Origin of the sequence: Pontibacterium sp. (assembly GCF_964228735.1) — a bacterium.
GTDB lineage: Bacteria > Pseudomonadota > Gammaproteobacteria > Pseudomonadales > Balneatricaceae > Pontibacterium.
On the sequence record NZ_CAXRBQ010000055.1, the window covers coordinates 1 to 24,478 of the forward strand.

Annotated in this window: 17 protein-coding genes; 9 read left to right on the top strand and 8 right to left on the bottom strand. The window is 57.5% G+C overall.

Annotated elements, in window-relative coordinates:
• Positions 1–436 precede the first annotated feature (436 nt).
• From gmk to spoT, 3 genes are all read left to right on the top strand, one after another.
• On the top strand, positions 437–1,057 hold the full coding sequence (gene gmk / locus ACEQ15_RS05615) for a guanylate kinase (RefSeq protein WP_370278114.1): 621 nt from the start codon (positions 437–439) through the stop codon (positions 1,055–1,057).
• Between the two features lie 55 nt (positions 1,058–1,112).
• Complete coding sequence (gene rpoZ, locus ACEQ15_RS05620; RefSeq protein ID WP_282353342.1) at positions 1,113–1,325, top strand: DNA-directed RNA polymerase subunit omega; 213 nt, start codon at positions 1,113–1,115, stop codon at positions 1,323–1,325.
• A 91-nt stretch (positions 1,326–1,416) separates the two neighbouring features.
• Complete coding sequence (spoT, locus tag ACEQ15_RS05625) at positions 1,417–3,534, top strand: bifunctional GTP diphosphokinase/guanosine-3',5'-bis pyrophosphate 3'-pyrophosphohydrolase (RefSeq protein WP_370278115.1); 2,118 nt, start codon at positions 1,417–1,419, stop codon at positions 3,532–3,534.
• 52 nt (positions 3,535–3,586) lie between these two features.
• Here the strand turns inward: spoT and ggt are convergent, their stop codons facing one another.
• The gene (gene ggt, locus ACEQ15_RS05630) at positions 3,587–5,323 is read right to left on the bottom strand and encodes a gamma-glutamyltransferase (protein WP_370278116.1); all 1,737 of its coding nucleotides are present in this window, start codon (positions 5,321–5,323) and stop codon (positions 3,587–3,589) included.
• Between the two features lie 193 nt (positions 5,324–5,516).
• Between ggt and ACEQ15_RS05635 the strand changes: the two genes are divergently transcribed.
• Positions 5,517–6,830 (top strand): HDOD domain-containing protein, encoded by a 1,314-nt coding sequence (locus ACEQ15_RS05635; protein WP_370278117.1) that lies wholly within the window; start codon positions 5,517–5,519, stop codon positions 6,828–6,830.
• 348 nt (positions 6,831–7,178) lie between these two features.
• On the opposite strand, the gene ACEQ15_RS05640 is transcribed toward ACEQ15_RS05635, so the two are convergent.
• Positions 7,179–9,095: an ATP-binding cassette domain-containing protein gene (locus ACEQ15_RS05640; RefSeq protein WP_370278118.1), complete on the bottom strand. Its 1,917-nt coding sequence runs from the start codon at positions 9,093–9,095 to the stop codon at positions 7,179–7,181.
• 22 nt (positions 9,096–9,117) lie between these two features.
• Here ACEQ15_RS05640 and ACEQ15_RS05645 point away from each other — a divergent pair, with 22 nt between their 5' ends.
• Together ACEQ15_RS05645 and ACEQ15_RS05650 are read left to right on the top strand one after the other, a co-directional pair.
• Positions 9,118–9,633, top strand: coding sequence for a TIGR02444 family protein (locus tag ACEQ15_RS05645; RefSeq protein WP_370278119.1), 516 nt, complete (start codon positions 9,118–9,120; stop codon positions 9,631–9,633).
• A gap of 92 nt (positions 9,634–9,725) precedes the next feature.
• Positions 9,726–10,433, top strand: coding sequence for an FKBP-type peptidyl-prolyl cis-trans isomerase (locus ACEQ15_RS05650; RefSeq protein WP_370278120.1), 708 nt, complete (start codon positions 9,726–9,728; stop codon positions 10,431–10,433).
• A gap of 76 nt (positions 10,434–10,509) precedes the next feature.
• Here the strand turns inward: ACEQ15_RS05650 and ACEQ15_RS05655 are convergent, their stop codons facing one another.
• Positions 10,510–11,487, bottom strand: coding sequence for a WD40 repeat domain-containing protein (locus ACEQ15_RS05655; RefSeq protein ID WP_370278121.1), 978 nt, complete (start codon positions 11,485–11,487; stop codon positions 10,510–10,512).
• A gap of 24 nt (positions 11,488–11,511) precedes the next feature.
• Complete coding sequence (gene rsd, locus ACEQ15_RS05660) at positions 11,512–11,988, bottom strand: sigma D regulator (RefSeq protein WP_370278122.1); 477 nt, start codon at positions 11,986–11,988, stop codon at positions 11,512–11,514.
• A 149-nt stretch (positions 11,989–12,137) separates the two neighbouring features.
• On the opposite strand from rsd, the gene ACEQ15_RS05665 reads away from it, so the two are divergent.
• Complete coding sequence (locus ACEQ15_RS05665; protein ID WP_370278123.1) at positions 12,138–12,533, top strand: flagellar basal body-associated FliL family protein; 396 nt, start codon at positions 12,138–12,140, stop codon at positions 12,531–12,533.
• A 69-nt stretch (positions 12,534–12,602) separates the two neighbouring features.
• Here ACEQ15_RS05665 and gshA read toward each other — a convergent pair whose 3' ends face one another.
• From gshA to pyk, 3 genes are all read right to left on the bottom strand, one after another.
• Positions 12,603–14,168, bottom strand: coding sequence for a glutamate--cysteine ligase (gene gshA / locus ACEQ15_RS05670; RefSeq protein ID WP_370278124.1), 1,566 nt, complete (start codon positions 14,166–14,168; stop codon positions 12,603–12,605).
• Positions 14,169–14,336: 168 nt separating this feature from the next.
• Positions 14,337–16,601: a Tex family protein gene (locus tag ACEQ15_RS05675; RefSeq protein ID WP_370278125.1), complete on the bottom strand. Its 2,265-nt coding sequence runs from the start codon at positions 16,599–16,601 to the stop codon at positions 14,337–14,339.
• 78 nt (positions 16,602–16,679) lie between these two features.
• Positions 16,680–18,116 carry a pyruvate kinase gene (gene pyk / locus ACEQ15_RS05680; protein WP_370278126.1) on the bottom strand — a complete coding sequence of 479 codons (1,437 nt, stop codon included), beginning with the start codon at positions 18,114–18,116 and terminating at the stop codon, positions 16,680–16,682.
• 519 nt (positions 18,117–18,635) lie between these two features.
• On the opposite strand from pyk, the gene ACEQ15_RS05685 reads away from it, so the two are divergent.
• Complete coding sequence (locus ACEQ15_RS05685) at positions 18,636–20,894, top strand: ATP-binding protein (RefSeq protein ID WP_370278127.1); 2,259 nt, start codon at positions 18,636–18,638, stop codon at positions 20,892–20,894.
• Between the two features lies 1 nt (position 20,895).
• Positions 20,896–22,281, top strand: coding sequence for a sigma-54-dependent transcriptional regulator (locus tag ACEQ15_RS05690; RefSeq protein WP_370278128.1), 1,386 nt, complete (start codon positions 20,896–20,898; stop codon positions 22,279–22,281).
• A 164-nt stretch (positions 22,282–22,445) separates the two neighbouring features.
• Here the strand turns inward: ACEQ15_RS05690 and ACEQ15_RS05695 are convergent, their stop codons facing one another.
• Positions 22,446–24,056: a methyl-accepting chemotaxis protein gene (locus ACEQ15_RS05695; protein ID WP_370278129.1), complete on the bottom strand. Its 1,611-nt coding sequence runs from the start codon at positions 24,054–24,056 to the stop codon at positions 22,446–22,448.
• Positions 24,057–24,478: the final 422 nt, after the last annotated feature.

Here is a 24,478-nt window from a genome sequence, read left to right on the forward strand (position 1 = left end):
TACGGCGGGAAAGGGATGAAAATTGAAAAGTATGTGGTACCATTTTGTAAACGGCTGATGGCTTGTGGGAATTGTATAGACACCAATAACCATAGGGCTTTCAGCCGTTTTCGTATATACCTTCATGAAAAATATGGGTTAGCTCTAACAGCAGCATAAAAACGGCACTGTTTTTCCATTGCTAACCACTAAAATTTAGTAAAAGCCATAGGCAAGTGGTGGGCAGTTTGGTGGGTAAACAGGCATTTTTGAACGGTTTCTTTTCGGTAAATCATTGAGTTTGTTAGGGTCTAGGCCGCTACTCAATGAGCAGATCCAGAATATCGAATAAGCGCGATTTGATTCAGAAAGAAGCCCTGCCTGTGCGGGGCTTTTTTGTATAATACCCCCTTTGCAACCTGTGGCATTGAAGCCCCGCGAACAATTGAGCAACGATATGAGCGATAAAGGTACTCTGTATGTAGTGTCGGCCCCATCCGGTGCCGGTAAAACCAGTCTGGTGAAGGCGCTGCTGGAGCGTGACAACCGCGTGCTGGTCTCTGTGTCCCACACCACCCGCGATATGCGTCCGGGCGAAGTGGATGGCAAGGACTACAACTTTGTCGATATGGATCAGTTCAACAGCATGATCGAAGCGGGTGCATTTTTGGAGCATGCCGAGGTGTTCACCAACAAGTACGGCACTTCGCAACTGTGGGTGGAAGACCAATTGGCACAGGGTAACGACGTGATCCTGGAGATCGACTGGCAGGGTGCCCAGCAGGTACGCCGTCTGATGCCGGATTGTCTGTCCATCTTTATCCTGCCGCCTTCGCAGGAAGAGCTGCGCCGTCGTCTGACTGGCCGAGGCACCGACAGCCAGGAGGTGATCGATCACCGCATGTCCCAGGCGGTGGGTGAGATGAGCCACTACGGCGAATACAACTATCTGATCATCAACGATGACTTCGACACCGCGCTGAACGAGCTGGCGTCCGTGTTCCTGAGCCGCCGCCTGGTGCAGGAGCGACAGGCGGAGAAACATCAGGAATTGCTGCAGAGCCTCTTGTCAGCCTAATATCTGAACAGTAGAATGCTCGGTCTTTCGAAAAACCCCTGACTAGAGGTTGAACATGGCTCGCGTAACCGTTGAAGATTGCCTGGATAATGTAGATAACCGCTTTGAGCTGGTGATGGTCGCTGCGAAACGCGCACGTCAGCTGGCTACCGGTGGTAAAGAACCAAAAGTTGAGTGGGAAAACGACAAGCCAACTGTTGTTGCTCTGCGCGAAATCGCGGAAGGCCACGTCGACAAAACTGTTCTGGACGAAGTTGAAGAAGACTAACTCTTCCCCAACTCCGCTTTATACGGCATCATTCCAACTATCGGACAAATAAGTGCTTTTTCAGCACTGACGGTAGTATTCTGGAGGGGTGATGCCGACCATCGACGCACTTTCTGAACGCTTAACTGAGTATCTGGATCAGCAACAGATCCAGCAGGTGCGTCGTGCCTATTTCTACGCTGAGCAGGCCCACGATGGCCAGCGCCGCAAAAGTGGCGAAGCTTACGTCACCCACCCCCTGGCAGCTGCCAGCATTCTAGCCACCATGCACCTCGACCATCAGAGCCTGATGGCGGCGATGCTGCACGATGTAATCGAAGATACCGAAGTGACCTACGAAGGGGTCCACTCCCAGTTTGGCGAGTCGGTGGCCGATATCGTGGACGGTGTGTCAAAGCTGACCCACCTTGAGTTCGAGACTAAGGCGGAAGCCCAGGCCAGCAACTTCCAGAAGATGGTGCTGGCGATGGCGGAGGATATCCGCGTTATCCTGGTGAAACTGGCCGACCGCCTGCATAACATGCGCACCTTGGGTGCCATGCGCCCGGATAAGCAGCGCCGCATCGCCAAGGAAACCCTGGATATCTACGCGCCGATCGCCGGCCGATTGGGGATGCGTGATCTGCAGGTGGAGCTGGAAGACCTGGCGTTTCAGGCGCATTACCCGATGCGTGCCAAGTACATTCGTCGTGCGGTGGTGCAGGCTCGTGGCCAGCGTAAGGACATCATCAGCTCCATCCAGGAGACGATCGAGCAGCGCCTGCGCCAGGAGGGCCTGAAAGGCACCGTCACCGGGCGTGAGAAACACCTCTACAGCATCTACAGCAAGATGAAATCCCAGAACAAGTCGTTCGCCGAGATCATGGACGTGTTTGCGTTCCGTGTGGTGACCGAGAGCGTAGATGACTGCTATCGCGTACTGGGTGCGGTACACAACCTCTACAAGCCGGTGCTCAACCGCTTTAAAGATTACATCGCCATCCCGAAATCCAATGGCTACCAGTCCCTGCACACCGACCTGTTCGGTGCCAAGAACATCACCATCGAGGTGCAGATCCGTACCAAAGAGATGGATGCGGTGGCGAGCCAGGGGGTGGCGGAGCACAGCCACTACAAGGTGTACGGTGATTCGGATAACTCCGACAGTGCTGTGGGTTCCTACAAGCGTGCCCGCAAGTGGGTACAGGGGCTGCTGGAGATGCAGCAGCGTGCCGGTAACTCCATGGAGTTTATCGAGAGCGTAAAAGAGGACCTGTTCCCCGACGAAGTTTACGTGTTCACGCCAAAAGGCCGCATTTTGGAGCTGCCAGCGGGTTCCACTGCTGTCGACTTTGCTTACGCCGTGCACACCGATATCGGTAACTCCTGCGTATCCTGCCGTATCGACCGCCGTCTGGCGCCGCTCTCCCAACGCCTGGAGAATGGCCAGACCGTCGAGATTATTACCACACCAAGTGCCCAGCCAAACATGGCCTGGCTGAACTTTGTGATGACCGGTAAGGCACGTACCGCCATCCGCCACTTCCTGAAGAACCAGCAGCGCCACGAGTCGATCGATCTGGGACGTCGCCTGCTGAATCAGTTCCTCAGCAAATACGGTTCCAATGCGGACGAGATTGATCAGGCCAAGTTGCTGGAACTGCTTGAAGAAGCGGAGTTCAAATCGATCGATGACCTGCTGGAAGATATCGGCATGGGCAATCGCCAGGCATACGTGGTGGCCCGCCGCTTACGTCCGGAATCCGAAGAAGAAGCGGGCGAACAACACGGCAGCCCGCTGTCGATCAAAGGTACCGAAGGCATGGTGTTGCAATACGCCAAGTGCTGCCGCCCGCTGCCAGGGGACGAGATCATCGGCCACATCAGTGCGGGTAAGGGGCTGGTGATCCACCGCACCGCCTGTCGCAATATCGGCCACCTGCGGGATGATCCGGGTAAGTGTATCTATCTGGAGTGGTTCGAAGGCCTGAAGGACGAGTTTGTGGCGGAGTTGACCTGTCAGGTGGAATCCCACCGTGGCATTATCGCCGAGCTGGCTACCGTGGCAACCTCAATGGGCGCCGACCTGCAGGAGATCGATATCGAAGATCACGAAGGCAAGTTGGCGAAGGTGCATATGGAACTGCTGGTTAAAGACCGTATCCACCTGGCGCGGGTGATGAAGAAGATCCGTGTACTGAAGACGGTTAACAAGATCGTCCGCCCTTAATCTCCCGCATAGAGAAAACGCAGGTAGCCAAAGCGACCTGCGCTTCCCGTCCTTATTCCCCTTTTGCACTACCTTCTCGGCGTTTATCTACGGCGCTGTGCCAGACACCGTTCTTATCCTTGCGCATACCGTGCAGGCCACTGTTCAGCTCGCGTACTTTTACAGTGTGTCCCATCGCTTCCAGTTCCGGTGCCAGCGCGGCGGCTTTGCTGTTTTCCTCCAGCTCGGTGGTGCTGTTGCGGTTGCTGATATGGGGCCAGTTTACGACCTCCTGTAGCGGCAGATCGTGGTTGAGGCTGACCAGCAGGCTCTGCGCCACATAGTTGATGATGCGGCTGCCACCCGGAGAGCCGATCGCGGCGATCAGTTTGTCATTCTGGTTAAACACCATAAACGGCGACATAGAGCTGCGTGGGCGTTTGCCGGCCTGTACCCGGTTGGCGATCAGTTCACCGTCCTTCTCGGCGACAAAGGAGAAGTCGGTCAGCTGGTTGTTGAGCAGGAAGCCACCCGCCATGAGGGTGGAGCCAAATGCCATCTCGATACTGGTGGTCATGGAGACCGCATTCCCCCACTTATCGACAACCACAAAGTGGCTGGTGGAGGGCAGTTCCGGTGACCGGTCGTCTTGACGATCCGGCGCGGCGTGTGGATTACCGGCGGTGGCTTTACCGCTGTCCATGGTTGGGTTGATCAGCTGGCGACGGCGCTGCAGGTAGGCTTCGTCCAGCAGGCCCTCAACCGGGACATCGACAAAGTCTGCATCGGCCAGATAACGGGCACGGTCGGCGTACGCCAGGCGGGAGGCTTGGGTGAAGAGGTGATTAAACTGCGCACCCTGCGGATCGAGTTCAGCCAGTGGCTGTTTCTCCAACAGTTTCAGGATCTGCAGCACGGTCACCCCGCCGGAGGTCGGTGGCGGGAAACCACACACTTTGTAACTGCGGTAGGGCAGGCAGATCGCATCGCGTTCCTGGGCGCGGTAGTCGGCCAGATCATCCAGGCTTAGGTGGCCAGGGTTGTCGTCGGCATCCTGTACCGAGTTGATGATCTGACGGGCCAGGGGACCAAGGTAGAAATAACCGGCGCCACTGCGGGCGATACCGGCCAGCGAATTGGCCAGGGCCGGGTTTTTCAGCAGGGTGCCAACCGGCAGTGGCTCACCTTCGGCGGTGAAGAAATACTTACGGGCTGCCGCATAGCGGTCCAAGCCTGGATTGATGCGGGACTTGATCAGTTGGTGCAGGCGAGGACCTACCTCAAAGCCCTTGCGAGCCTGTTTCACTGTATCGACGTAGAGCAGGTGCCATGGGGTTTTGCCGTGTTTGATATGCGCCAGTTCCAGCATCTTCAGCACCCCCGGCGTACCCACCGAGCGACCACCCACCAGGGCGTCGTACCAGTTCATCGGGTCGCCGTCGGGTTTGATAAACAGGTTCTCGTCGGCGGTGGCCGGCGCGGTCTCGCGGCCGTCGTAGGCGTTCAGCTGTTTGTTTTCGTTATCCCAGTAGAGCATGAACGCGCCACCACCGATACCGGAGGACTGGGGTTCGACCAGGGTCAGCATCGCCTGGATTGCCACAGCGGCGTCGGCTGCGCTGCCGCCATTCTTGAGAATCTTATAGCCGACTTCGGTCGCCAGAGGGTGCGCAGTGACGGCCATAAACTGTTGCGCCTGAATCGCCTCACTGTGTTGTTCACCGGTGGCCGATTCCGGTGCCAGGTCCTCGTTTACCGCCCAGGCCGAGGAGGAAACAAACAAAAAGCAGAAAAAGAGCAAACGGATCATGATTCCCTCCTGGAAACGGGTAAAAAAACGCAGCATACGTTGCTGAAAGCTATGTATTTACGGTAGGTTAGGCGTTAACGAACACTTTGTCATATATAGATCGGGAATCCTGTTCTCCCGGTACTCGTAGCTCTATCTGGCGAGGAATAGCCGGATGGATTACAAGACATAAATCCTAGCTGGAGATAAAACATTGTCTTTAGGCGTTCAAGCGGCACCGGCAGGGCAAGACGGCAGTCTGGCGCGTCTGGTGCTGATGCATGATAAGGAAGGCAAGGTTCTGGCGCTGTTGCCGGCCACAACCCTGCTTAATCTGGCCAATGTCTGGAAACTGACGGGACGTCAGCTGCAACCGGTTAAGGGAGCAGATGCAGAGCGTTTCTTCGGCCAGGAAGCGGTGCAGACCGCCAATGGTTTCCGTAAGCTGGCCCAGCTGCCGTTGCTGGTGGATGAGGGCTGTCTGCAGTATCCAGCCCTTCAGGTGAATGAGCCGTTCTCCTCTACTCAGTGGGATGTGAGTGCCGATCTACTGAAAGATGCGCAGCACGGTAAGCTGGCCACTGCACCCGCCGAGATTGCGCTGCAGGCACCCCAGGGCGACGATGAAGAGGTGATTACCAGTGCGGTGAAGAAGTTCACCAAGCTGCGTATCCAGCAGCGCCTGGAGGATACCCTCGGCCTGCCATCCATGTCGCCAACCACCCAGAAGATTCTGATGCTGCGCTCCGATCCGGATGCCGAAATTGAGGATCTGGTGGAGGTGGTGCGTGTCGATCCAAGCCTGTCGGCTCAGGTGATGAGCTGGGCGGCATCGCCGTACTATGCGGCACCGGGTGAAGTCAGCTCCATTGAGGACGCGGTCTCCCGTGTGCTGGGTTTTGAGCTGGTGGTAAACATGGCATTGGGTACTGCCATGGGTCAGATGCTGAACGTACCGGCCAACGGTCCACGCGGTGGTACTCCATACTGGCTGCAGGCGGTGTACTGTGCGACGCTGTCTGAAAAACTGTGTAAGCAGATCCCGCTGGAAAAACGCCCGAAACCGGGGCTGGCTTACCTGAGTGGCCTGCTGCATAACTTCGGTTACCTGCTGTTGGCGCACCTGTTCCCGCCACAGTTTGCACTGCTGTCACGTTACATCGAGGCGAACCCGCATTTCAGCCTGGAGGCGATCGAGCAGCAGGTGATCAACGTCACCCGTGAACAGATCGGCGGTTGGTTGCTGTCCAGCTGGGCGTTGCCAGCCGAGGTGTGTGATGCGATCCGCTACCAGAACCAGCTGGAGCATGCGGGTGATAACGCGGCGTATGTGAAGCTGCTGTATGTAGCGAACCGTCTGCTGCGTCAGCAGGGGCTGAGTGATGGACCGCTGGAGGATGTCTCTGATGAGCTGTTGGCTGATCTGGGACTGAGTCGTAAGGTGGCCAATGACACGCTGAAAGAGCTGTTGAACGACGACGCGGCGATCCGCGAACTGACTAAACTACTTGAAGGTGGTCGGAGCTGATTGCACCGGCCACCGCCCTCCGCTTCATCCCTCGTTGATTTAGAGATAAAACCTCAGGCGGCAATCGGACTGCTGCTTGTTTAGGGCCTTTTAACACTCATTGATTAGTTACTGCTGGAGGTCATTTTTATCTCCGGCCAGGCGAAATGAGTGAATTTTAGTTGTTCTAAATAAGCGAATTTCAACGCAGCAGGAGATGAAAATGGCCCCAGCCCTTCGGGTTGAGGCTAAAAAAGCATCCCTCGGTGTTGCTCGTCACTTATTTGGAGTAACCAAACTACGTTCCTCGCGCCTTGATGGCTGCTTTTTTAGTCACAACAGTGACAATTCAATGAGTATTAACAGGCCCTAGCCGTTGAGTTCTGCTTCCAGCATTTCCAGCGCTTCCTGCTGTTCCATCCACTGCTCCTCGGTCTCTTCCGCGTTGCGCTTTAGATCCGCCTGTTGCTGCAGTAGGGTTTTCAGCTCGTCCTTGCGGCTGTCTTCGTAGATCGCAGGGTCGGCCAGTGCGGTCTCTACCTCGGCCAGTTCGCTCTGGTACTTGTCCAGAGCCTGCTCCAGCTTCTCCAACTGCTTCTTCAGCGGGCTGAGCTTCTTGCGCTTCTCCGCCTCCAGGCGTTTCTGCTCTTTCTTCTCGGCAGCGCTGAGGGAGCGGTTCTCGCGCTCGACTACTGGTTCGTTGCTCTGCTGCTGACGTTTGTTCTCGGTCAACCAGCGTTGGTAGTCGTCCAGGTCGCCCTTGAATTCGGTCACCACGCCATCGGCGACCAACAGGAACTCGTCAACAGTGTTGCGCAGCAGGTGGCGGTCGTGGGACACCAGGATCAGGGCGCCGTTGAAGGTTTGCAGCGCCAGGGTCAGGGCGTGACGGACTTCCAGGTCCAGGTGGTTGGTCGGTTCGTCCATCAGCAGCAGGTTGGGTTTCTGCCAAGCGATCAGGGCCAGTGCTACACGCGCCTTTTCACCGCCGGAGAAACGTTTCACCGGCTCCAGGGCATCATCGCCCAGAAAACCAAACGAGCCGAGGAAGTCACGGATCTCCTGGTCGGAGGCGTTTGGCGAATTACGCTTGATGTGCAGCAGCGGGGAGGCTTCCAGATCCAGTGCTTCCAGCTGGTGCTGGGCGAAGTAACCGATCTTCAGATGCTCTCCGGTCTGGGTATCACCGCTCACGAGCTTGATGTCACCCACCAGGGTTTTGATCAGGGTGGATTTACCGGCCCCGTTTGGACCGAGCAGGCCGATACGAGCCCCCGGCTGCAATGTCAGACCCACATTGTTGAGGATCACCTTATCGCTGTAGCCACACTGTGCTTCGCGCAGCCCCATCAGGGGGTGGGAGATCTTGTCGGATTCGCGGAAGCTGAAGTTAAACGGGCTGTCCACGTGGGCCGGGGCGATCTTTTCCATCCGCTCCAGCTCTTTGATACGGCTTTGTGCCTGCTTGGCCTTGGTGGCCTTGGCGCGGAAGCGACGGACGAAGTCCTCAATCTCGTGGATACGGGCTTGTTGCTTCTCAAACGCCGCCTGCTGCTGGGCCAGCTTGCTGGCACGCAGGACTTCGAACTGGCTGTAGTTGCCCTTGTACAGCTCCAGTTTCTGGTTGTAGAGGTGGGCGATATGACCCACCACGTTATCCAGGAAGTCGCGGTCGTGGGAGATTAGGATGATCGAGCCCTGATACTGGCGCAGCCACTGTTCCAGCCAGATGGTGGCGTCCAGATCCAAGTGGTTGGTCGGTTCGTCCAGCAACAGCAGATCGGAGCGGCACATCAATGCTTGGGCCAGATTCAGGCGGATACGCCAGCCACCGGAGAAGTCCTTCACGGAACGCTGGGCATCGCCGGTGCTGAAACCCAGACCGGCGAGCAACTGGTAGGCGCGGGATTCGGCGGTGTAACCCTCCAGGGTTTCCAGTTCGGCGTGCAGCTCAGCGATGCGGTGGTTGTCGTGTTCCGCTTCCGCTTTGGCCAGCGCCTGCTGAACGCGGCGCAGTTCCGGGTCACCGTCCAGCACGTATTCCAGCGCGCTGCGGTCGGTGGCGGAGACCTCCTGGGCCATATGGGCGATACGCAGCTGGCCGGGCAGGTACAGGTCACCTTTGTCGGCGTGCAGTTCGCCCAGCAGCAGTTTAAACAGGGAGGACTTGCCAACGCCGTTGGCGCCGATCAGGCCGACCTTCCAGCCGCTGTGGATAGTAAGAGTGGCATCCTCTAGCAGAAACTGAGTGCCGCGGTGTAAGCTGATGTCTTGTAACTGGATCATGGGCGCGGATTGTAGCATAGCAATGAAACTCGAAAACGCTCTTTGGCACTATGCCTTGCGGCTTTATCGCCAGGATGGGGTGGAGCAGGCCTGTCTGACCCTGCAAGCGGCGGGACTCAGCATTAACCGGCTGTTGCTCTGTTGCTGGCTGGGACAGGAAGCGGGTCGTAAGTTGGCACTGGATCAACTGGAAGCAGCCACAACCTGGCAGACCGATATCACCCACCCGATGCGAGCCCTGCGCTATGCGGTGCGTCCCCACAAACAGCAAGATGACAGCTATCAGGCTGTGTACGCGGCGATGCGCAAAGCGGAGTTGGCCTGCGAGCAAGTGGAGCTTGCCTTGATGTGTGACGCTGCCGAAACCATGGAGCAGGCCGAGACCGGTGTGGATCTGTTGCTGGAAAACCTTGCCTGCTACCTGAATGCTTGTACACTGAAGCAGACGATCCCGACGCTGGATGCACTGGAAACGGTGCTCCGGACGGTATATCCGGCGCTACCGGAAAACTGGAAGACGGGACTGCCACTGCATTGAGGCAACAAGGGCGTATGGCGTGTAGGGAATTGAACTTTTCAGTGCCTGACCCCACTAACCATCCATGTGGAAAACACAATAAGGATACAATGATGAAAAAAACTTGGCTGGCTGCCGCGCTTGCGACAGCGCTAACTGCGCCTTCGGCGTTTGCATTTGAACTGACGACCGAACAGCAGAAACTGAGCTACAGCCTGGGCCTGATTGTTGGTGGACAGCTGAAACAGGACGTTCAGGACGTGGATCTGGAAGCGTTCCAGGAGGGCGTTCAGACGATCTATAAGGATGGTGAGCCACTGCTGACGCCGGAACAGGTGAATCAGGTGATGCAGGCGTTCCAGCAGCGCAAGATGGAAGAGCAGCGTCAGGCCATTGCCAAACTGGCCCAGGAAAACCTGGAAAAAGGCCAGGCCTACATGGCTGAGAACGGCAAAAAAGACGGTGTGACCACCACCGAATCCGGTCTGCAGTACCAGCAGCTGCAAGCAGGTAACGGTAAGAAGCCAGCGGCGACTGACAACGTGGAAGTGCACTACCGTGGCACATTGGTTGACGGTACCGAGTTTGACAGCTCCTACGCCCGTGGCGAGCCGGTAACCTTCCCACTGAACGGCGTGATCCCTGGCTGGACCGAAGGTGTACAGCTGATGGACGAAGGCAGTAAAGCACGTCTGGTGATCCCATCCGAACTGGCTTACGGCCCGGGTGGCATGGGCAACGCAATCGGCCCTAACGAAACACTGGTATTCGAGATCGAACTGCTGAAGATCCTGCCTGCAACTGAAGCTGCGGCTCAGTAAGCACGCACCACAAATACAAAAAAGGCCGCGTTCCGAAAGGTTCGCGGCCTTTTTGTTGTCTGTTATCTGAAAGGGCTTAACGCAGCACGTTCATGATGCCGTTGGATGCCAGCGCGTAGTACTGACCCGCGCCAAAGCCAACCGCATAGACACCGGCGTGAACCGGACCGTACGGATCACGGTGGTGGATTCGCCAGGCTTTCAGCTCCTTACCGGTGCGTACGTCCCACAATTGCACAAGGCCAGCCGCGGTGCCGGTGAGCAGGCGGTCGCTGTTTTTGGAGAAGCGGGCGCTGAGGTAGCTGACACGCTTGCGGAAGAAATCCGCCGAGGTACTGAGGGAGTGTTTCACCTGGCCGGTGTTGGCGTTCCAGATCACCGCCTTATCCAGGCTGCCGGAGCTGAAGGCCCACTGACCGTTGGGAGAGATCGCCACCGTGTCGACCACGTTGCCAAACTCCAGCTCTTGCAGAAGCTCACCGCTTTCCACGTTCCAGAGCTTGGCTTTATAGGCGTCGGAGCCAGTAATGGCCAGTTGTGCATCCGGGCTGAGATCAACACTGCGCACACGGCCGTCGTGACGGAAGACGCGGCGCTCGCCGCCATTCTTGGCGTCAAAATAGACCGCGGTATGGTTGGCCAGACCCAACAGCGCGAAATCGCCGTTCGGCGAGAGATCCATCTGCAGGATCTCGGCCGGGGAGCTCCAGAAGCCCGCCGGTTGGCCGTTGTTGACGTTCCACAGCACCAGGTCCTGCTGGTTGGCGGTGGCGGCGTAGGTTTCATCCGGGGAGATCGCCGTCGCTGCGATCAGGCTAAATTCCTTCGCCTTGTGGTTCCAGTTGTACTCGCGGGCGTGCTTACGCAGATCCCACAGGCTGCCGCCGTGGTTAAAAGAACCCAGCGTCGCGAAGTTTCCCGACTCCGAGATAGCCGCAGAGTACGCACCTGTAACCGCGTACTCTTTCCAATCCGCGGGTGGACTGCCGGTGTTGCAGCCCGAGAGTATCAGGGCAAGCGAAATGCCCGTCAGAACACGGTGCGCGTTGCGCATCAGTACCGCCTTGTAGATCTGATGTTATTCGGTTTCGGCAACCAGAGCGGAGTGTGACGTGTGCAGCACTTCGATCATCTGGTCTTCCAGTTCAAATCGTTCTTCCAGCAGCTCGCCCAGGCTGGACAGGTCGTTGGCCATCTCTTTCACGACACGTACGCTAAACAGCTCGGTGGTTGCATAGGTATCGTTGAAGTCCAGAGCGGCGTCGGTGCTGAGCTGGATGCGTGGAAACAGTTTCTGGGCCTCTTCAACACTGCCATCGTTGAACTCGCTGCCTTCGCGTAGCAACTGTTCATACACTTCGAAGTGCCCAGAGGAGAGATAATCGACGAGGAGTTCACAGAATTTCTCTACCTGCTCACTCAGACCGTTTTCAACCGGTGTTTCCGGCAGGTGTACAAATGCGCTGATCAGTTGCTGGCGCTCTTCCAACCAGTGATCAATGATGTCGCTGACACCACCCCAACGTTCTTTGGCGTTGCGGCATTTTTCCAACATCGTGCGCCTCCTTTACATTATTTTGTCTGGCAGAGACTCAATAATATGCCCAACAGGAACAGCGGTGCAACATAGCGATAACCGGTTAGAGCGGGTTATACTGGAGCACAACTGCCGAGCTGACTGAACCGATAGCGGGGAGAACGATTTTGAAACATATTTTTTTGGCGTTGGTGCTGGGGTTATTCATGCAAACTGCCTGGGCGGCAGATGAAGAAACATCAGAGAACTACGTAAACTACATCGAACTGAAACCGTTCCTGACCAACTTTGGTGAGCCGGGTAAGGTTAGCTTTGTGAAGTGTGAGATCACCATTCAGGTCTCAACACCGGCAGCACACCATGCGGTGAACTTCCATATGCCGCAGATCCGCAACGACATTGTGTTCCTGCTCAGTGACCAGACCGAGGCGGAGATGAATTCCATTGAAGCGCAGTCGGTGCTGGCACAGAAAGCGTTGAAACTGGTGCAGAACATTCTGGTTGAGGAGGAGGGTGAAGCCTTCGTGACCGACCTGTTCTTTACCAGCTTTATCACCCAGTAAACGGGACAGCAAAATTAAAAAGGCCTCCAGATGGAGGCCTTTTTTGTGTCTGTTGTGTAGGCGCTGGGATTATCCCGCCAGGTATTCTGCCAGGAACTGATCGAAGTCCTGGTTATCACGCGCTTCGATCTCGGCCTGCTCCTGCAGGGATTCCTCCGCCTGACGCTGCAGGTAGCTGCCGGCAGCGTCGCTCAGCTTGTGCTGCAGCAGGGTTTCACGGTGCGCGGCGCTCTGCTGCAGGACAAACTGCTCATAACTGAGCTTGTCATCCTGCAGAGCTTTCAGAACCTGGGCAGATGGTGTCAGTGATGGGTCGTCCAGCTTGCTGCGCTGTGCGCTCAAGCTGTCGCTGTAGCGGCTGGAGCCATCCACCTGATCCATCATGTCGGCGGTCAGCTGGATCTTATCCAGCAGTTCGTGTCCCCAGCGGGTCAGTTCGATCTCGTCGTCCTTACGCTGCAGCACCAGGCCCGGCTCACGACCACGGGTTACCACCAGGTCGTGGTTGGCGTGGATGCGCTCGCATTCACAATTGCTGATCTCGGAATCATCCGCCAGCAGGCAGGTGATCAGGAACAGGTCGATAAAGTCGGCCTGGGTCTGATCGATACCCAGCGGCAGGAACGGGTTGATATCGGTGTTGCGCACCTCGATGTACTCCACGCCGCGCTCGCGCAAGGCGTGCAGTGGCTTCTCGCCGGAGTGGGTCACACGTTTCGGACGGATGTCGCTGTAGTATTCGTTCTCGATCTGCAGGATGTTGGTGTTCAGCTGGCGGTATGCGCCATCCACCTTCACGCCGATCTTCTCGTACGCACCGTACGGGGTGTTGATCGCCTGATGCAGCGAGTCGGCGTAGGTCGCCAGATGGTTGAAGCAGATGTTCAGGGAGGCCTGTGCCTTGTTGGAGTAACCCAGGTCGCTCATACGCAGGGAGGTGGCGTACGGCAGGTAGAGGGTATCGTCGTCCAGCGATTCCAGTGCGTGGGGCTTGTCCTTCATGAAAGTCTTGGACAGGGCCGGGGAGGCACCAAACAGGTACAACAGCAACCAGGAGTAGCGACGGAAGTTACGGATCAGGGTGAAGTATTGCGCCGAACGGAAGTCCTGTACGCGGTCCTGGTTTTCACAGAACGCCTGGTACTCCGGCCACAGCGCCTCCGGCAGGGAGAAGTTGTAGTGGATACCGGCGATGGTCTGCATCATCTTGCCGTAACGGAAGTTCAGGCCTTCACGGTAGACCGATTTCAGCGTGCCGACGTTGGAACTGCCGTAGCGCGCGACCGGGATCGCACTCTCGTCCGGCAGGTGGCATGGCATGCTGGCAGACCAGATCAGCTCGCCGTTCATGTTGGCGTAGGTGAACTGGTGCAGGTCGGCCAGGAAGGTCAGCGCGTCACCGCTCTGCTTGAACACCGGGGTGATGAACTCCAGCAGGGCTTCCGAGTAGTCGGTGGTGATGTGGCTGTGCGTCAGTGCTGAGCCCAGCGCCGTCGGGTGGTCGGTCTCCGCTAGCTGGCCCTGCAGATCAACACGCAGGCCCTCTTTCTCGATGCCGTGGAGAATTCCTTTCAGCAGTGGTGCATGGCCCTGATTTTTCAGCCATTCCAGCTTCTGTTCAAATGCTGCAGCCAAGGTGCTGTCCTTCCGTCAAAAGTGTAAAAAGGTTGCCCATTATAGATGAGCTGTTCGTAAAATGCCGTAGCGAAACAGTCTGTTTGTCGCTTTGTGACAATTCCGCTTCACAGCGAAGCAACTCAGAAATCCAGTCCGCACGGCGCTTTCGGATTTATAGCTAGGTATTTAAGCTTTCCAGCCTGCCGCACGGAATTTGTCCGCCAGGCTGCCTTGTGGGCTGCTCTTTTCTGCCCGATTCGCTTTCTGCGGTTTCTTAACCTTATTTGGCGCCGTTGGTGCCGCTTCATCCTTCATCGACAGCCCGATCCGCTTGCGGGCGATATCCACTTCGACCACCCGTACCTGCACGATATCCCCGGCTTTAACCAACTCGTGCGGGTCCTTAACAAAACGGTTGGCCAGTTGTGAGATGTGCACCAGACCGTCCTGGTGCACACCAATATCTACAAAAGCACCGAAGTTGGTGACGTTGGTGATCACACCTTCGAGCTTCATGCCCGGTTCCAGGTCGTTCAGGGTTTCCACTCCTTCGCTGAACTGCGCGGTGCGGAACTCCGGGCGAGGGTCGCGGCCCGGTTTCTCCAGCTCCTGCAGCACATCCTTCACCGTGTATTCACCGAACTGCTCCGAGACAAACTGTTGCGGGTTGAGCGACGCCAACTGTTCGCTGTTGCCGATCAGCGTATCCTGTTTGCAGTTTAGAACGCTGGCGATCTGTTTCACCAGGGTATAGGCCTCCGGGTGCACCGCGGAGTTGTCCAGCGGGTTGTCGCCTTCGCGGATACGCAGGAAACCCGCGCACTGTTCAAAGGCTTTGGGCCCCAGACGGGCAACCTTCTTCAGCTGGCTGCGGTTGTTAAAGCGACCCTGTTCGTCGCGGTAGGCAACGATGTTGCGCGCCGTGGTGGCATTCAGACCGGCCACTTGGGTGAGCAGCTCCACCGAGGCGGTGTTGATGTCCACACCCACGCTGTTTACACAGTCTTCCACGACCGCATCCAGCTGTTGCCCCAGCTGGTTCTGATCCACATCGTGCTGGTACTGGCCGACACCAATTGCCTTGGGTTCAATTTTCACCAGCTCGGCGAGCGGGTCCTGCAGGCGGCGGGCGATGGAGACCGCGCCACGGATGGTCACATCCAGGTCCGGAAACTCCTTGGCGGCCTGCTCGGAGGCTGAATAGATCGAGGCACCCGCTTCGTTGACCATCACCGCGGTCAGGTCCAGCACCGGGTGCTTGCTGATCAGCTCCTTCGCGAGCTGCTCTGTTTCACGGGAAGCGGTGCCGTTGCCGATGCTGATCAGCTCGGCATTGTGTTTCTGCGCCAGTTTGGCGAGCGTGGCCAGCGACTGATCCCATTGGTTTTTCGGTGCGTGTGGATAGATGGCGCAGTGCTCCAGCAGTTTACCGGTGCTGTCGACTACCGCCACTTTGACGCCGGTACGCAAACCCGGATCGAGGCCGATGGTGGCGCGTGGGCCCGCCGGGGCGGCCAGCAGCAGATCGTGCAAATTACGGCCGAAGACGCGGATCGCCTCCGCTTCGGCCTGTTCACGCAGGCGCTTGAGCAGGTCGTTTTCCAGTGAGGACTGCAGTTTCTGTTTCCAGCACTGGTTGATGGTTTCGCTTAGCCAAAGGCCAGCACTGTTCTGGCCTGGATTGAGCTGGTGGGCGCGGCGGATCTGCTCGGCCGGGTACTGGCTGTCACCATCCTCCAACGCCAGCTGCAGGCGCAGAATACCTTCGTTGCTGCCGCGCATCAGTGCCAGCGCGCGGTGGGATGGCACCTTGCGGATTCCTTCGCTGTACTTAAAATAGTCGCGGAACTTAGCGCCCTCCTGCTCCTTGCCCTTTACCAGCTTGCTGCGCAGAACACCTTGCTGCCAGAACCATTCACGCAGTTTGCCCACCAGGATGGCCTGTTCGGCGAACTGCTCGATCAGGATATTGCGGGCGCCGTCCAGCGCCTGCTCGGCGGTTTCTATCCCCTTGCTGGTATCGACAAAGGGTGCTGCCAGGCTTTGCGGGCTGTTGTTACTGCCCTTGAGCAGTTGTTGTGCCAGTGGTTCAAGACCGGCTTCACGCGCTTTCTGCGCCTTAGTGCGGCGTTTGGGGCGGTAGGGCAGGTAGAGGTCTTCCAGGGTACTTTTGCTGTCACATGCCTGGATCTGCTTCTCCAGGGTATCGCTCAGCTTGCCCTGTTCGCGGATGCTGCCAAGGATCGTCTGTTTGCGGTCGTTCAACTCGCGCAGGTAACCCAAGCGCTGGGACAGCTGGCGTAGCTGGCCGTCGTCGAGGGCGCCGGTGACCTCCTTACGGTAACGGGCGATAAAGGGCACAGTGGCGCCTTCCTCGAGCAGTTTGATGGTGGCTGCCACCTGCTGTGGGCGGACCTGGAGTTCTTGGGCGATCAATTGAGCGACTTGCATGGGGGATCTCGTAGCGGAAAACAGAGGGTACGGAGCGGAGAGACACCCACGCAGCAGTTGCTGCGTGGGTGATGCGGATCAGGAAACCTTCAGCACCTGCATGGAGTTGGTGCCGCCGTCCTGGCCCAGCTGGGCGCCGCGGGTCAGGATTACCAGATCACCCGGCTGCAGCTGGCCTTTGGCTTTCAGGCCTTCCAGAATTTCGTGGTTCAGCTGGTCTTCGCTCACCGCCGTGGCGTCAAAGAACATCGGATCCACACCGCGGTACAGGGCCATACGGCGCAGAGTACGGTCGTTGCGGGTCAGCGCGTAGATCGGCAGGCCGGAACGGATACGGGACATCCACAGCGGGGTGGAGCCGGATTCGGTCAGGCAGATGATCGCCTTCGCGCCCACCAGGTGGTTGGCGGTGTACATGGCAGAGCGGGCGATGGTTTCGTCGAAACGCTCACAACGCTGGGTGATGCCGGTCGGTGCCGGACGGGACAGCTGGTGCTTCTCCGCGCCCTGGCAGATCTGGGTCATCGCCTTCACCACCTCGATCGGGTTGTTGCCCGCCGCGGTTTCCGCCGACAGCATCACCGCATCGGTACCGTCCAGGATGGCGTTAGCCACGTCGAACACCTCGGCACGGGTTGGCATCGGGTTTTCGATCATGGTTTCCATCATCTGGGTGGCGGTGATTACTACGCGGTTCAGTTCGCGGGCACGCTGGATGATGTGTTTCTGCACGCCGATCAGCTCGGCATCACCGATCTCCACACCCAGGTCACCACGGGCCACCATCACGCCGTCGCAGGCGAGGATAATGTCGTCCAGTGCTTCAGTGCTGGCCACAGTTTCGGCACGTTCTACCTTGGCGATGATCTCTGCCTTGGAACCGGCTGCATCCAGCAGTTCGCGCGCTTCGCGCAGGTCGGCGCTGGAACGCGGGAAGGATACGGCCACGTAGTCCATGCCGATCTCGGCCGCGACTTTGATATCACGTTTGTCCTTGTCGGTCAGGGCTGCTGCAGAAAGGCCGCCACCCTGACGGTTGATGCCCTTGTTGTTGGACAGTGGGCCACCGATCAGCACCTTGGTGTCGACGCGGCTGCCTTCAATACCGGTTACTTCCAGCTGCACACGGCCGTCGTCCAACAGCAGAACGTCACCGGTTTCGCAATCTTGCGGCAGCTGTTTGTAGTCGATACCCACCTGGGCCTGGTCACCGGCGTTGGTATCCAGTGCGGCATCCAGGGCGAAACTGTCACCGGCGCTGAGCTGGATCTTGTCGTTCTGGAAACGGGCGATACGGATCTTGGGGCCCTGCAGGTCGCCGAGGATGGCAACTGGCAAGCCAAGGCTGCGTGAGCACTCGCGCACGGCCTGAGCACGGTTACGGTGATCGTCGGCGCTGCCGTGGGAGAAGTTCAGGCGCACAGTGTTGACACCGTTACGCAGCAGCTCCAGCAGGACACCGGGTTTATCCGTCGCCGGACCAAGGGTAGCTACAATTTTGGTACGTTTAAGCATTAGGCTCACTCGCTAATAGATGACTGTAGAGGAAGGTACGAACAAGTCCTGTAGGCACTCTGGCTTTCGGGAAGGTTCACAATCAAGAAAGCGCTTTGCAGGAATGTTGAAACCTTGCAAAAAGCGCTGACACCGAGTGTGGATCTTCCCGAAAGCCCCGAAGGGCAAGCCCTTAAGCCTGCATCTGCCGTGTTGCAGTTCTTGTTAAGGACTAAGGCCATTAACGGCAAACTGCGCCTCGCATCTGCAGGCTTAAGGACTTGCAGAGCACTAACAGGACTTATTCGCACCTTCCTTTGGCCGGTTATCCGGTCTTATTGTTGGCAGCACGAAGCCGCGTGCGTTGCTGAGGCTCATCAATAGGGAACAACATAGGGCTCCGCACCCAGTATTTCAAGTTCTTGCCGTTCCGCGCATAATAAGAAGCGTCTGTGACAGACAAATATTCCCCGCGCCGGTTTACGGCTGGTTACCTTATGTGCCTGCGTTGTGCAGGCGGCATCGTATAATGAAAAGGTCATGATTAGCTTAGGCTCCCTTATCCAGCCCTGGCGCAAACACCGGATTCTGGTTTCGGTGATGGCGATCATCGCCTACGCGCTGATTACCGGTCAGACCGCGTCGCTGAGCCGCAGTCAGGGGATGGATGCGCTGCAAAGCCGCGCGCATGCCGACCTCAACCGTTACATCCTCAGTTTGCAGCAGAAGCTGGATCGCTATAACAAACTGCCCAGCCTGCTCTCCACCCACTCCCTGTTGCACGATGCCCTGAAAAATCCCGATAGCGCCGCTGCACGCAGCGCGGCCAATGTGTATCTGGAGTACGTCACCAATACGGTGGAAGCCGCCGACGTGTATCTGATGGACAAGGAGGGGACGACGGCCGCCGCCAGCAACTGGGCAGAACCGCGTTCGTTTGTCGGGCAGAACTACAGTTTCCGGCCCTACTTCCAGGATGCCATTGTGGGTAAGCCGGGGCGGTATTTTGCCCTTGGGACCATGTCCCAGCGGCGTGGTTACTACTTCTCCTACCCGGTGACCGTGCGCGATGAGATTCTGGGTGTTGTGGTGGTGAAGATCGACCTGAACGAGATCGAGTCGGACTGGAGCGACCCCAACCGCCACATCCTGGTGACCGATGAAGATGGGGTGGTGTTTATCTCCACCGAAGAGGACTGGAAATTCCGCACCCTGCATCCGCTGTCGCCGCAGGATATGCAGCGTATTGTGGAAAGCCTGCGTTATGGCGATCGGGAGTTGCACGCCTTGGAGATTGTCGAGCGCAAGCGGCGGGATGACGGCAGTCAATTGATCACCCTGATCGACGGCAAACGGATCGATAACGCCGCGCTGGATGGCATTGCGGCCACCCAATACCTGATGCAGAGCCGGATGATGGCGGACAGCGGCCTTAACGTGGTGATCCTGGCCAGTACCCGGGAGGTGAGCCGGCAGGTCTTCAACGCGGTGATCCTGGCGTCCTTTGTGTATGTGGCAGTCGGGTTGCTGGTGATGTTCCTGATGGCGCGGGACCGTATCAAGCGTGAGCGCGAGCGCTTCAAGCAGCAGCGCACCGAAGCGCTGGAGGAGAACGAAGCCCGTATCCGCGCCATCATCGATAATACCCAGGCGGGCCTGATCACGCTGGACGCCCAGGGGCGGATCGAGTCGTTCAACACCACCGCTGAGCGGCTGTTTAGGTACGATGAGGAAAATATCCGCGAGCAGTATTTCAGCATTCTGGTGGGGTATCAGGATCGTCGGGTGTGCTGGGACCATATCACCGCTGCTGACGAGGAACGTCCGCAGGAACTGTTTATCGAAGCCAGTGGCTGTCGTCAGGATGGCAGCCTGTTCCCGATCGAATTGGTGATCGGCCAGATGCGGGTGGCGGGGGTAAACCGCTTTATCGTTACCATCCACGATATCACCGAACGTAAACTCTACGAGCAGGAGCTGCAACAGGCGCGGGACGAACTGGAATCCCGTGTTGAGTCGCGTACCGCGGATCTGACCCGGGCTAACGAAAAACTGCTGGAAGAGGTTACCCAGCACCGTAACACCCAGAACGAACTGATCCAGACCGCCAAGCTGGCGGTGCTGGGACAGATGTCGGCGGGTATCAACCACGAACTGAACCAGCCGCTGACGGCGATCCGCGCTTATGCGGATAATGCCCGTGCGTTTCTGGGCATGGGTAAAACCGAGGTGGCGGCCAGCAACCTGGACGAGATCGGTGGCCTCACCGAACGTATGGCCAAGATTATCCACCCGCTGAAGGAGTTCTCCCGCAAGAGTTCCGGTCAGCCGGAACCGGTCTGCCTGCAGGCGGTGCGTGACGGCGCCATGTCGATTATGTATGGCCGTCTCAGTAAACAAGGGGCTGAGATCTCCTGGCCGGAGGACCTGTCCCGGATCTACGTAATGGCGGATATGGTGCGGCTGGAGCAGGTGATGGTAAACCTGATCAGCAACGCATTGCAGGCGATGGAAGAGGTGGAGCGGAAACGGATTGAGATCAGCTTGCAGCAGCAGGAGGAATCCCTGATCATCCGCGTGCGGGATTACGGTCCGGGGATACCGTCCAGTGAACTGGGACGGGTTTTCGAACCGTTCTTCACCACCAAGCAGGCCGGGCAGGGACTGGGCCTGGGCTTGTCGATCTCTCACCGGATCATCGAAAACCTCAACGGCCGTCTCAGTGTGGAAAACCACCGGGACGGCGGGGCAATCTTTATAATCGAACTACCACTGGCGCAGGTCGCAGGGATCGAGTGATATGACAGCAGGGCCTCAGATGCAAACCGAAGAGAGTCTTCCCATCATCCTGGTGGATGACGAAAAACATATCCGTCTTGCGGCGGGGCAAACGCTGGAACTGGGCGGTTACGACGTGACCGTGCTGGAGAGTGCCGAACAGGTGCAGGACCTGATCAGTGACGACTGGCCGGGGGTATTGGTCACCGACATCAACCTGCCGGGCATCGACGGCCTGGAGCTGATGCGCCGGGTGCAGGCACGTGACCGGGACCTGCCGGTGATCCTGATCACCGGGCATGGAGATATCTCCATGGCGGTGAGCGCGATGCGTGACGGTGCCTATGACTTTATCGAGAAGCCGTTCTCCTCCGAGTGGCTGCTGGACGTGGTACGCCGTGCGGTGGAGAAACGCCGCCTGACCATCGAAAACCGCCGCCTGCGTGACGAGCTGGAACTGCAGAGTTCACCCGGCCCACGCATCATCGGCAATACACAGTCCGTGGCCCAGATGCGCCGCATGATCCAGACCATCGCTGATACCCCGGCGGACATCCTGATCATGGGTGAGACCGGCACCGGTAAAGACCTGACGGCGCGGTATATCCACGACCACAGTGTGCGTCGTGACCACAACTTTGTGGCGATCAACTGCGGTGCGGTGCCGGAAAACCTGATCGAGTCGGAGCTGTTCGGCCACGAGAAGGGGGCCTTCACCGACGCCAAGGCGCGCCGTATCGGTAAGTTCGAGCACGCCAACGGCGGCACCCTGTTCCTCGACGAGATCGAGAGCATGCCGATGACGCTGCAGATCAAACTGCTGCGCGTATTGGAGGAGCGGGCGATCGAACGTCTGGGCTCCAATGAATTGATCCCGCTGGATATCCGCATCATTGCTGCCACCAAGGCGGACCTGAAAGAGCTGGCCGCACAGGGTGAGTTCCGTGAAGACCTCTACTACCGCCTTAACGTGGTGAAGCTGGATATTCCGTCCCTGCGTCAGCGCCGTGACGATATCCCGATGTTGTTCCAGCACTTTGCGTTATTGGCCTCCAACCAATACGGGCGACCGATTACGCCGCTGTCAGCCGAGCGCATGCACAGCCTGATGATGCACGACTGGCCGGGTAACGTACGTGAGCTGCGCAACCTGGCGGAGCGGTATGTGCTGTTGGGTGAGTCTTGTACCTTCGACTTCGACAACCGCCCGATCACCAGCGGTGAGCAGAGCGGCACCATGACGCTGCCGGAGCAGGTGGAGCGCTTTGAGAAGATGCTGATTCAGGCGGAGCTGGCACAGCACGGAGGATCGATCAAGGATACCCTGGTGAGCCTGGGGCTGCCGCGTAAGACCTTGTACGACAAGATGAAGAAGTACGGTCTGGATAAGAACGACTACAAGAACTGATGTATTGAATATGGTGATGTTGGGCATTGCTGTGCAATGGCCAACCTACCGGCAAGAAGCTACGTCGTAGGTTGGTCATCGCCACGCGATGCCCAACACTAAGACAATAAAAAAGGCCGCTGAATGCGGCCTTTTTTGTGCTTGGATTATGTTTGGCGGTTGGCTTAGAGCTTAAAGCGCTGTACCAGACCTTCCAGTTCGTTGGCCAAACCGCCCAGTTCGCTGGCCACCTGGTTCAGTTTGCCCGCACGGCTGGAGGTGTGCTCGGCGGTTTGAGCAATTTCGGTGACGCTGGCTTCTACGCTGGAGGCCATCTGGGTCTGCTCTTTCACAGAAGACGCCACCTGGTGGTTCATGTCGTTGATGACACGGACCTCTTCGGCGATGTTGGTCAGGGCTTTGGACGTGCTCTGTACCTGCTCGACCCCTTCCTCGGCGCTCTGGTGCGCACGCTGCATCACATTCACCGCGTCACGGGCATCCTGCTGCAGTGCCTCGATAATGGCGTTGATCTCTTCAGTGGAGTTACGGGTGCGGCTTGCCAGGGTACGTACCTCGTCGGCTACCACGGCAAAACCACGACCCTGCTCACCGGCACGCGCAGCCTCGATCGCCGCGTTCAGTGCCAGCAGGTTGGTCTGCTCGGCGATCTTCTGGATCACTTCCAGTACGGTGCCGACGTTCTGGCTCTGCTCATCCAGCTTGTGAATTACGGTTGTCGCACCGTCGATCTCCTGTTTCAGGGTTTCGATGGCACTGATTGCAGTGGTGGTGATGGTGGTACCGTTGGTGCTCTCTTTCAGCGCCAGTTCGGAGGCGGAGACGGTGCTTTCGGCACTGGCTTCCACACTGCGGGTGGCCACCTCCATCTGTTCCATGGCTGCGGCTACGGCGCTGGTCTGTACCTGCTGGTTGCGTACCGCTTCGTTGGCCATGGTGGCAATGTCGTTGATCTGGTGGCTGGAGGTGCCCAGCTTATGAATGGTGGTGCTGACCTTGTTCAGGCTGTCGTGGAAGCTGTGCAGCATGGAGTTAAATGCGGTGGACATCTCGCCAATTTCGTCATTCGAGGTTACCGCAATGCGCTGGCTCAGGTCGGCGTTCTGGTCGATGGTGGCGATGGTTTGGCTCAGGCGTTTAACCGGTGTTACCACGATCTTGCGCAGCAGACCGCCCATGACGATCAGACCGGCGATAAACAGCGCCAGCTCAACAAAGGCCACTTTCATTACGTTGCTGTTGATCTGCTCGTCCAGGTTGGCGTAGTCGTAGGTGACGCGGACCGCACCCAGCACAGTGCCTTCCGGTACCTGGTGGCAGAGCAGACAGTTGGTGCCTTTATAGGACGAAAGCGCCTTCATCGGGGTAACGACAGTCAGGAAGTGCCCCTTGTCGTTGTTGATCTCTTCGATGATGGATTCACCCTTCATGGCACGACGATCCAGATCGTCGATGATGCGGGAGTCGGCAGAACCCGGACCGTACACGCTGGTGACGGCATCACCACGGATAATGCGGGCTTCGCTCAGGTCTTCGTTGGTGAGAATTTTTTCCTGCAGTGACTGGCGATTGGCCATTGCGCCACTCAGCATCAGGATGTTGATGCTGTCGAAATAGGAGCTCGCGGTGTCAGTGGTTGTCTTGCGGGCTACATGTTTCGCCAGGTCGGTTTCACTGTTGTAGATGGTGGTGAGAGAGCTGATCAGAACAAGTAAAAAAACAACGGCCAGAGAAAGGTTCACCTTTGTCTGGATTGAACTGCCTGTGAATTTCACGTTTCTACCACCTGTGATTACCGGATAATTTGAGCCCGACGCGATCTGTGTGCAAAGCGCACAGTTTAGGCTGGAAAGCGCCCAAAAGCATAGTGACTTTGGAGATTATCGGCGAACGCAGATCAATATTTAGTACATTTTCTTACAGTGCACTTGATATATGACAAGCGATGGATGGGTGGTTTGTCGCCAGCTTAAAAAGGCTAAATGGGTGGATTTCCATCCATAACCGGAACGGATTTTTTAGGGGGTGCTCAACAACTGGGTCTCTCAACTCAATGAAATTAAAGGGAATAATTTTTATTTTTTGCCAATAAACGCAACTTGGCACCCTGTTTGCTGAATACATGGGTAATCACCGCGCACATCAATTTCAGGTGTCGCGGATGACTCTGTCCAAACAAAGCAACGCCAAATAAATC

Bases quoted from the DNA above. Each gene is read 5' to 3' on its own strand.
- gmk (WP_370278114.1), top strand. From the start codon at position 437: ATGAGCGATAAAGGTACTCTGTATGTAGTGTCGGCCCCATCCGGTGCC.
- rpoZ (WP_282353342.1), top strand. From the start codon at position 1,113: ATGGCTCGCGTAACCGTTGAAGATTGCCTGGATAATGTAGATAACCGC.
- spoT (WP_370278115.1), top strand. From the start codon at position 1,417: ATGCCGACCATCGACGCACTTTCTGAACGCTTAACTGAGTATCTGGAT.
- ggt (WP_370278116.1), bottom strand. From the start codon at position 5,323: ATGATCCGTTTGCTCTTTTTCTGCTTTTTGTTTGTTTCCTCCTCGGCC.
- ACEQ15_RS05640 (WP_370278118.1), bottom strand. From the start codon at position 9,095: ATGATCCAGTTACAAGACATCAGCTTACACCGCGGCACTCAGTTTCTG.
- ACEQ15_RS05645 (WP_370278119.1), top strand. From the start codon at position 9,118: ATGAAACTCGAAAACGCTCTTTGGCACTATGCCTTGCGGCTTTATCGC.
- ACEQ15_RS05650 (WP_370278120.1), top strand. From the start codon at position 9,726: ATGAAAAAAACTTGGCTGGCTGCCGCGCTTGCGACAGCGCTAACTGCG.
- ACEQ15_RS05655 (WP_370278121.1), bottom strand. From the start codon at position 11,487: ATGCGCAACGCGCACCGTGTTCTGACGGGCATTTCGCTTGCCCTGATA.
- rsd (WP_370278122.1), bottom strand. From the start codon at position 11,988: ATGTTGGAAAAATGCCGCAACGCCAAAGAACGTTGGGGTGGTGTCAGC.
- ACEQ15_RS05675 (WP_370278125.1), bottom strand. From the start codon at position 16,601: ATGCAAGTCGCTCAATTGATCGCCCAAGAACTCCAGGTCCGCCCACAG.
- pyk (WP_370278126.1), bottom strand. From the start codon at position 18,116: ATGCTTAAACGTACCAAAATTGTAGCTACCCTTGGTCCGGCGACGGAT.
- ACEQ15_RS05685 (WP_370278127.1), top strand. From the start codon at position 18,636: ATGATTAGCTTAGGCTCCCTTATCCAGCCCTGGCGCAAACACCGGATT.
- ACEQ15_RS05690 (WP_370278128.1), top strand. From the start codon at position 20,896: ATGACAGCAGGGCCTCAGATGCAAACCGAAGAGAGTCTTCCCATCATC.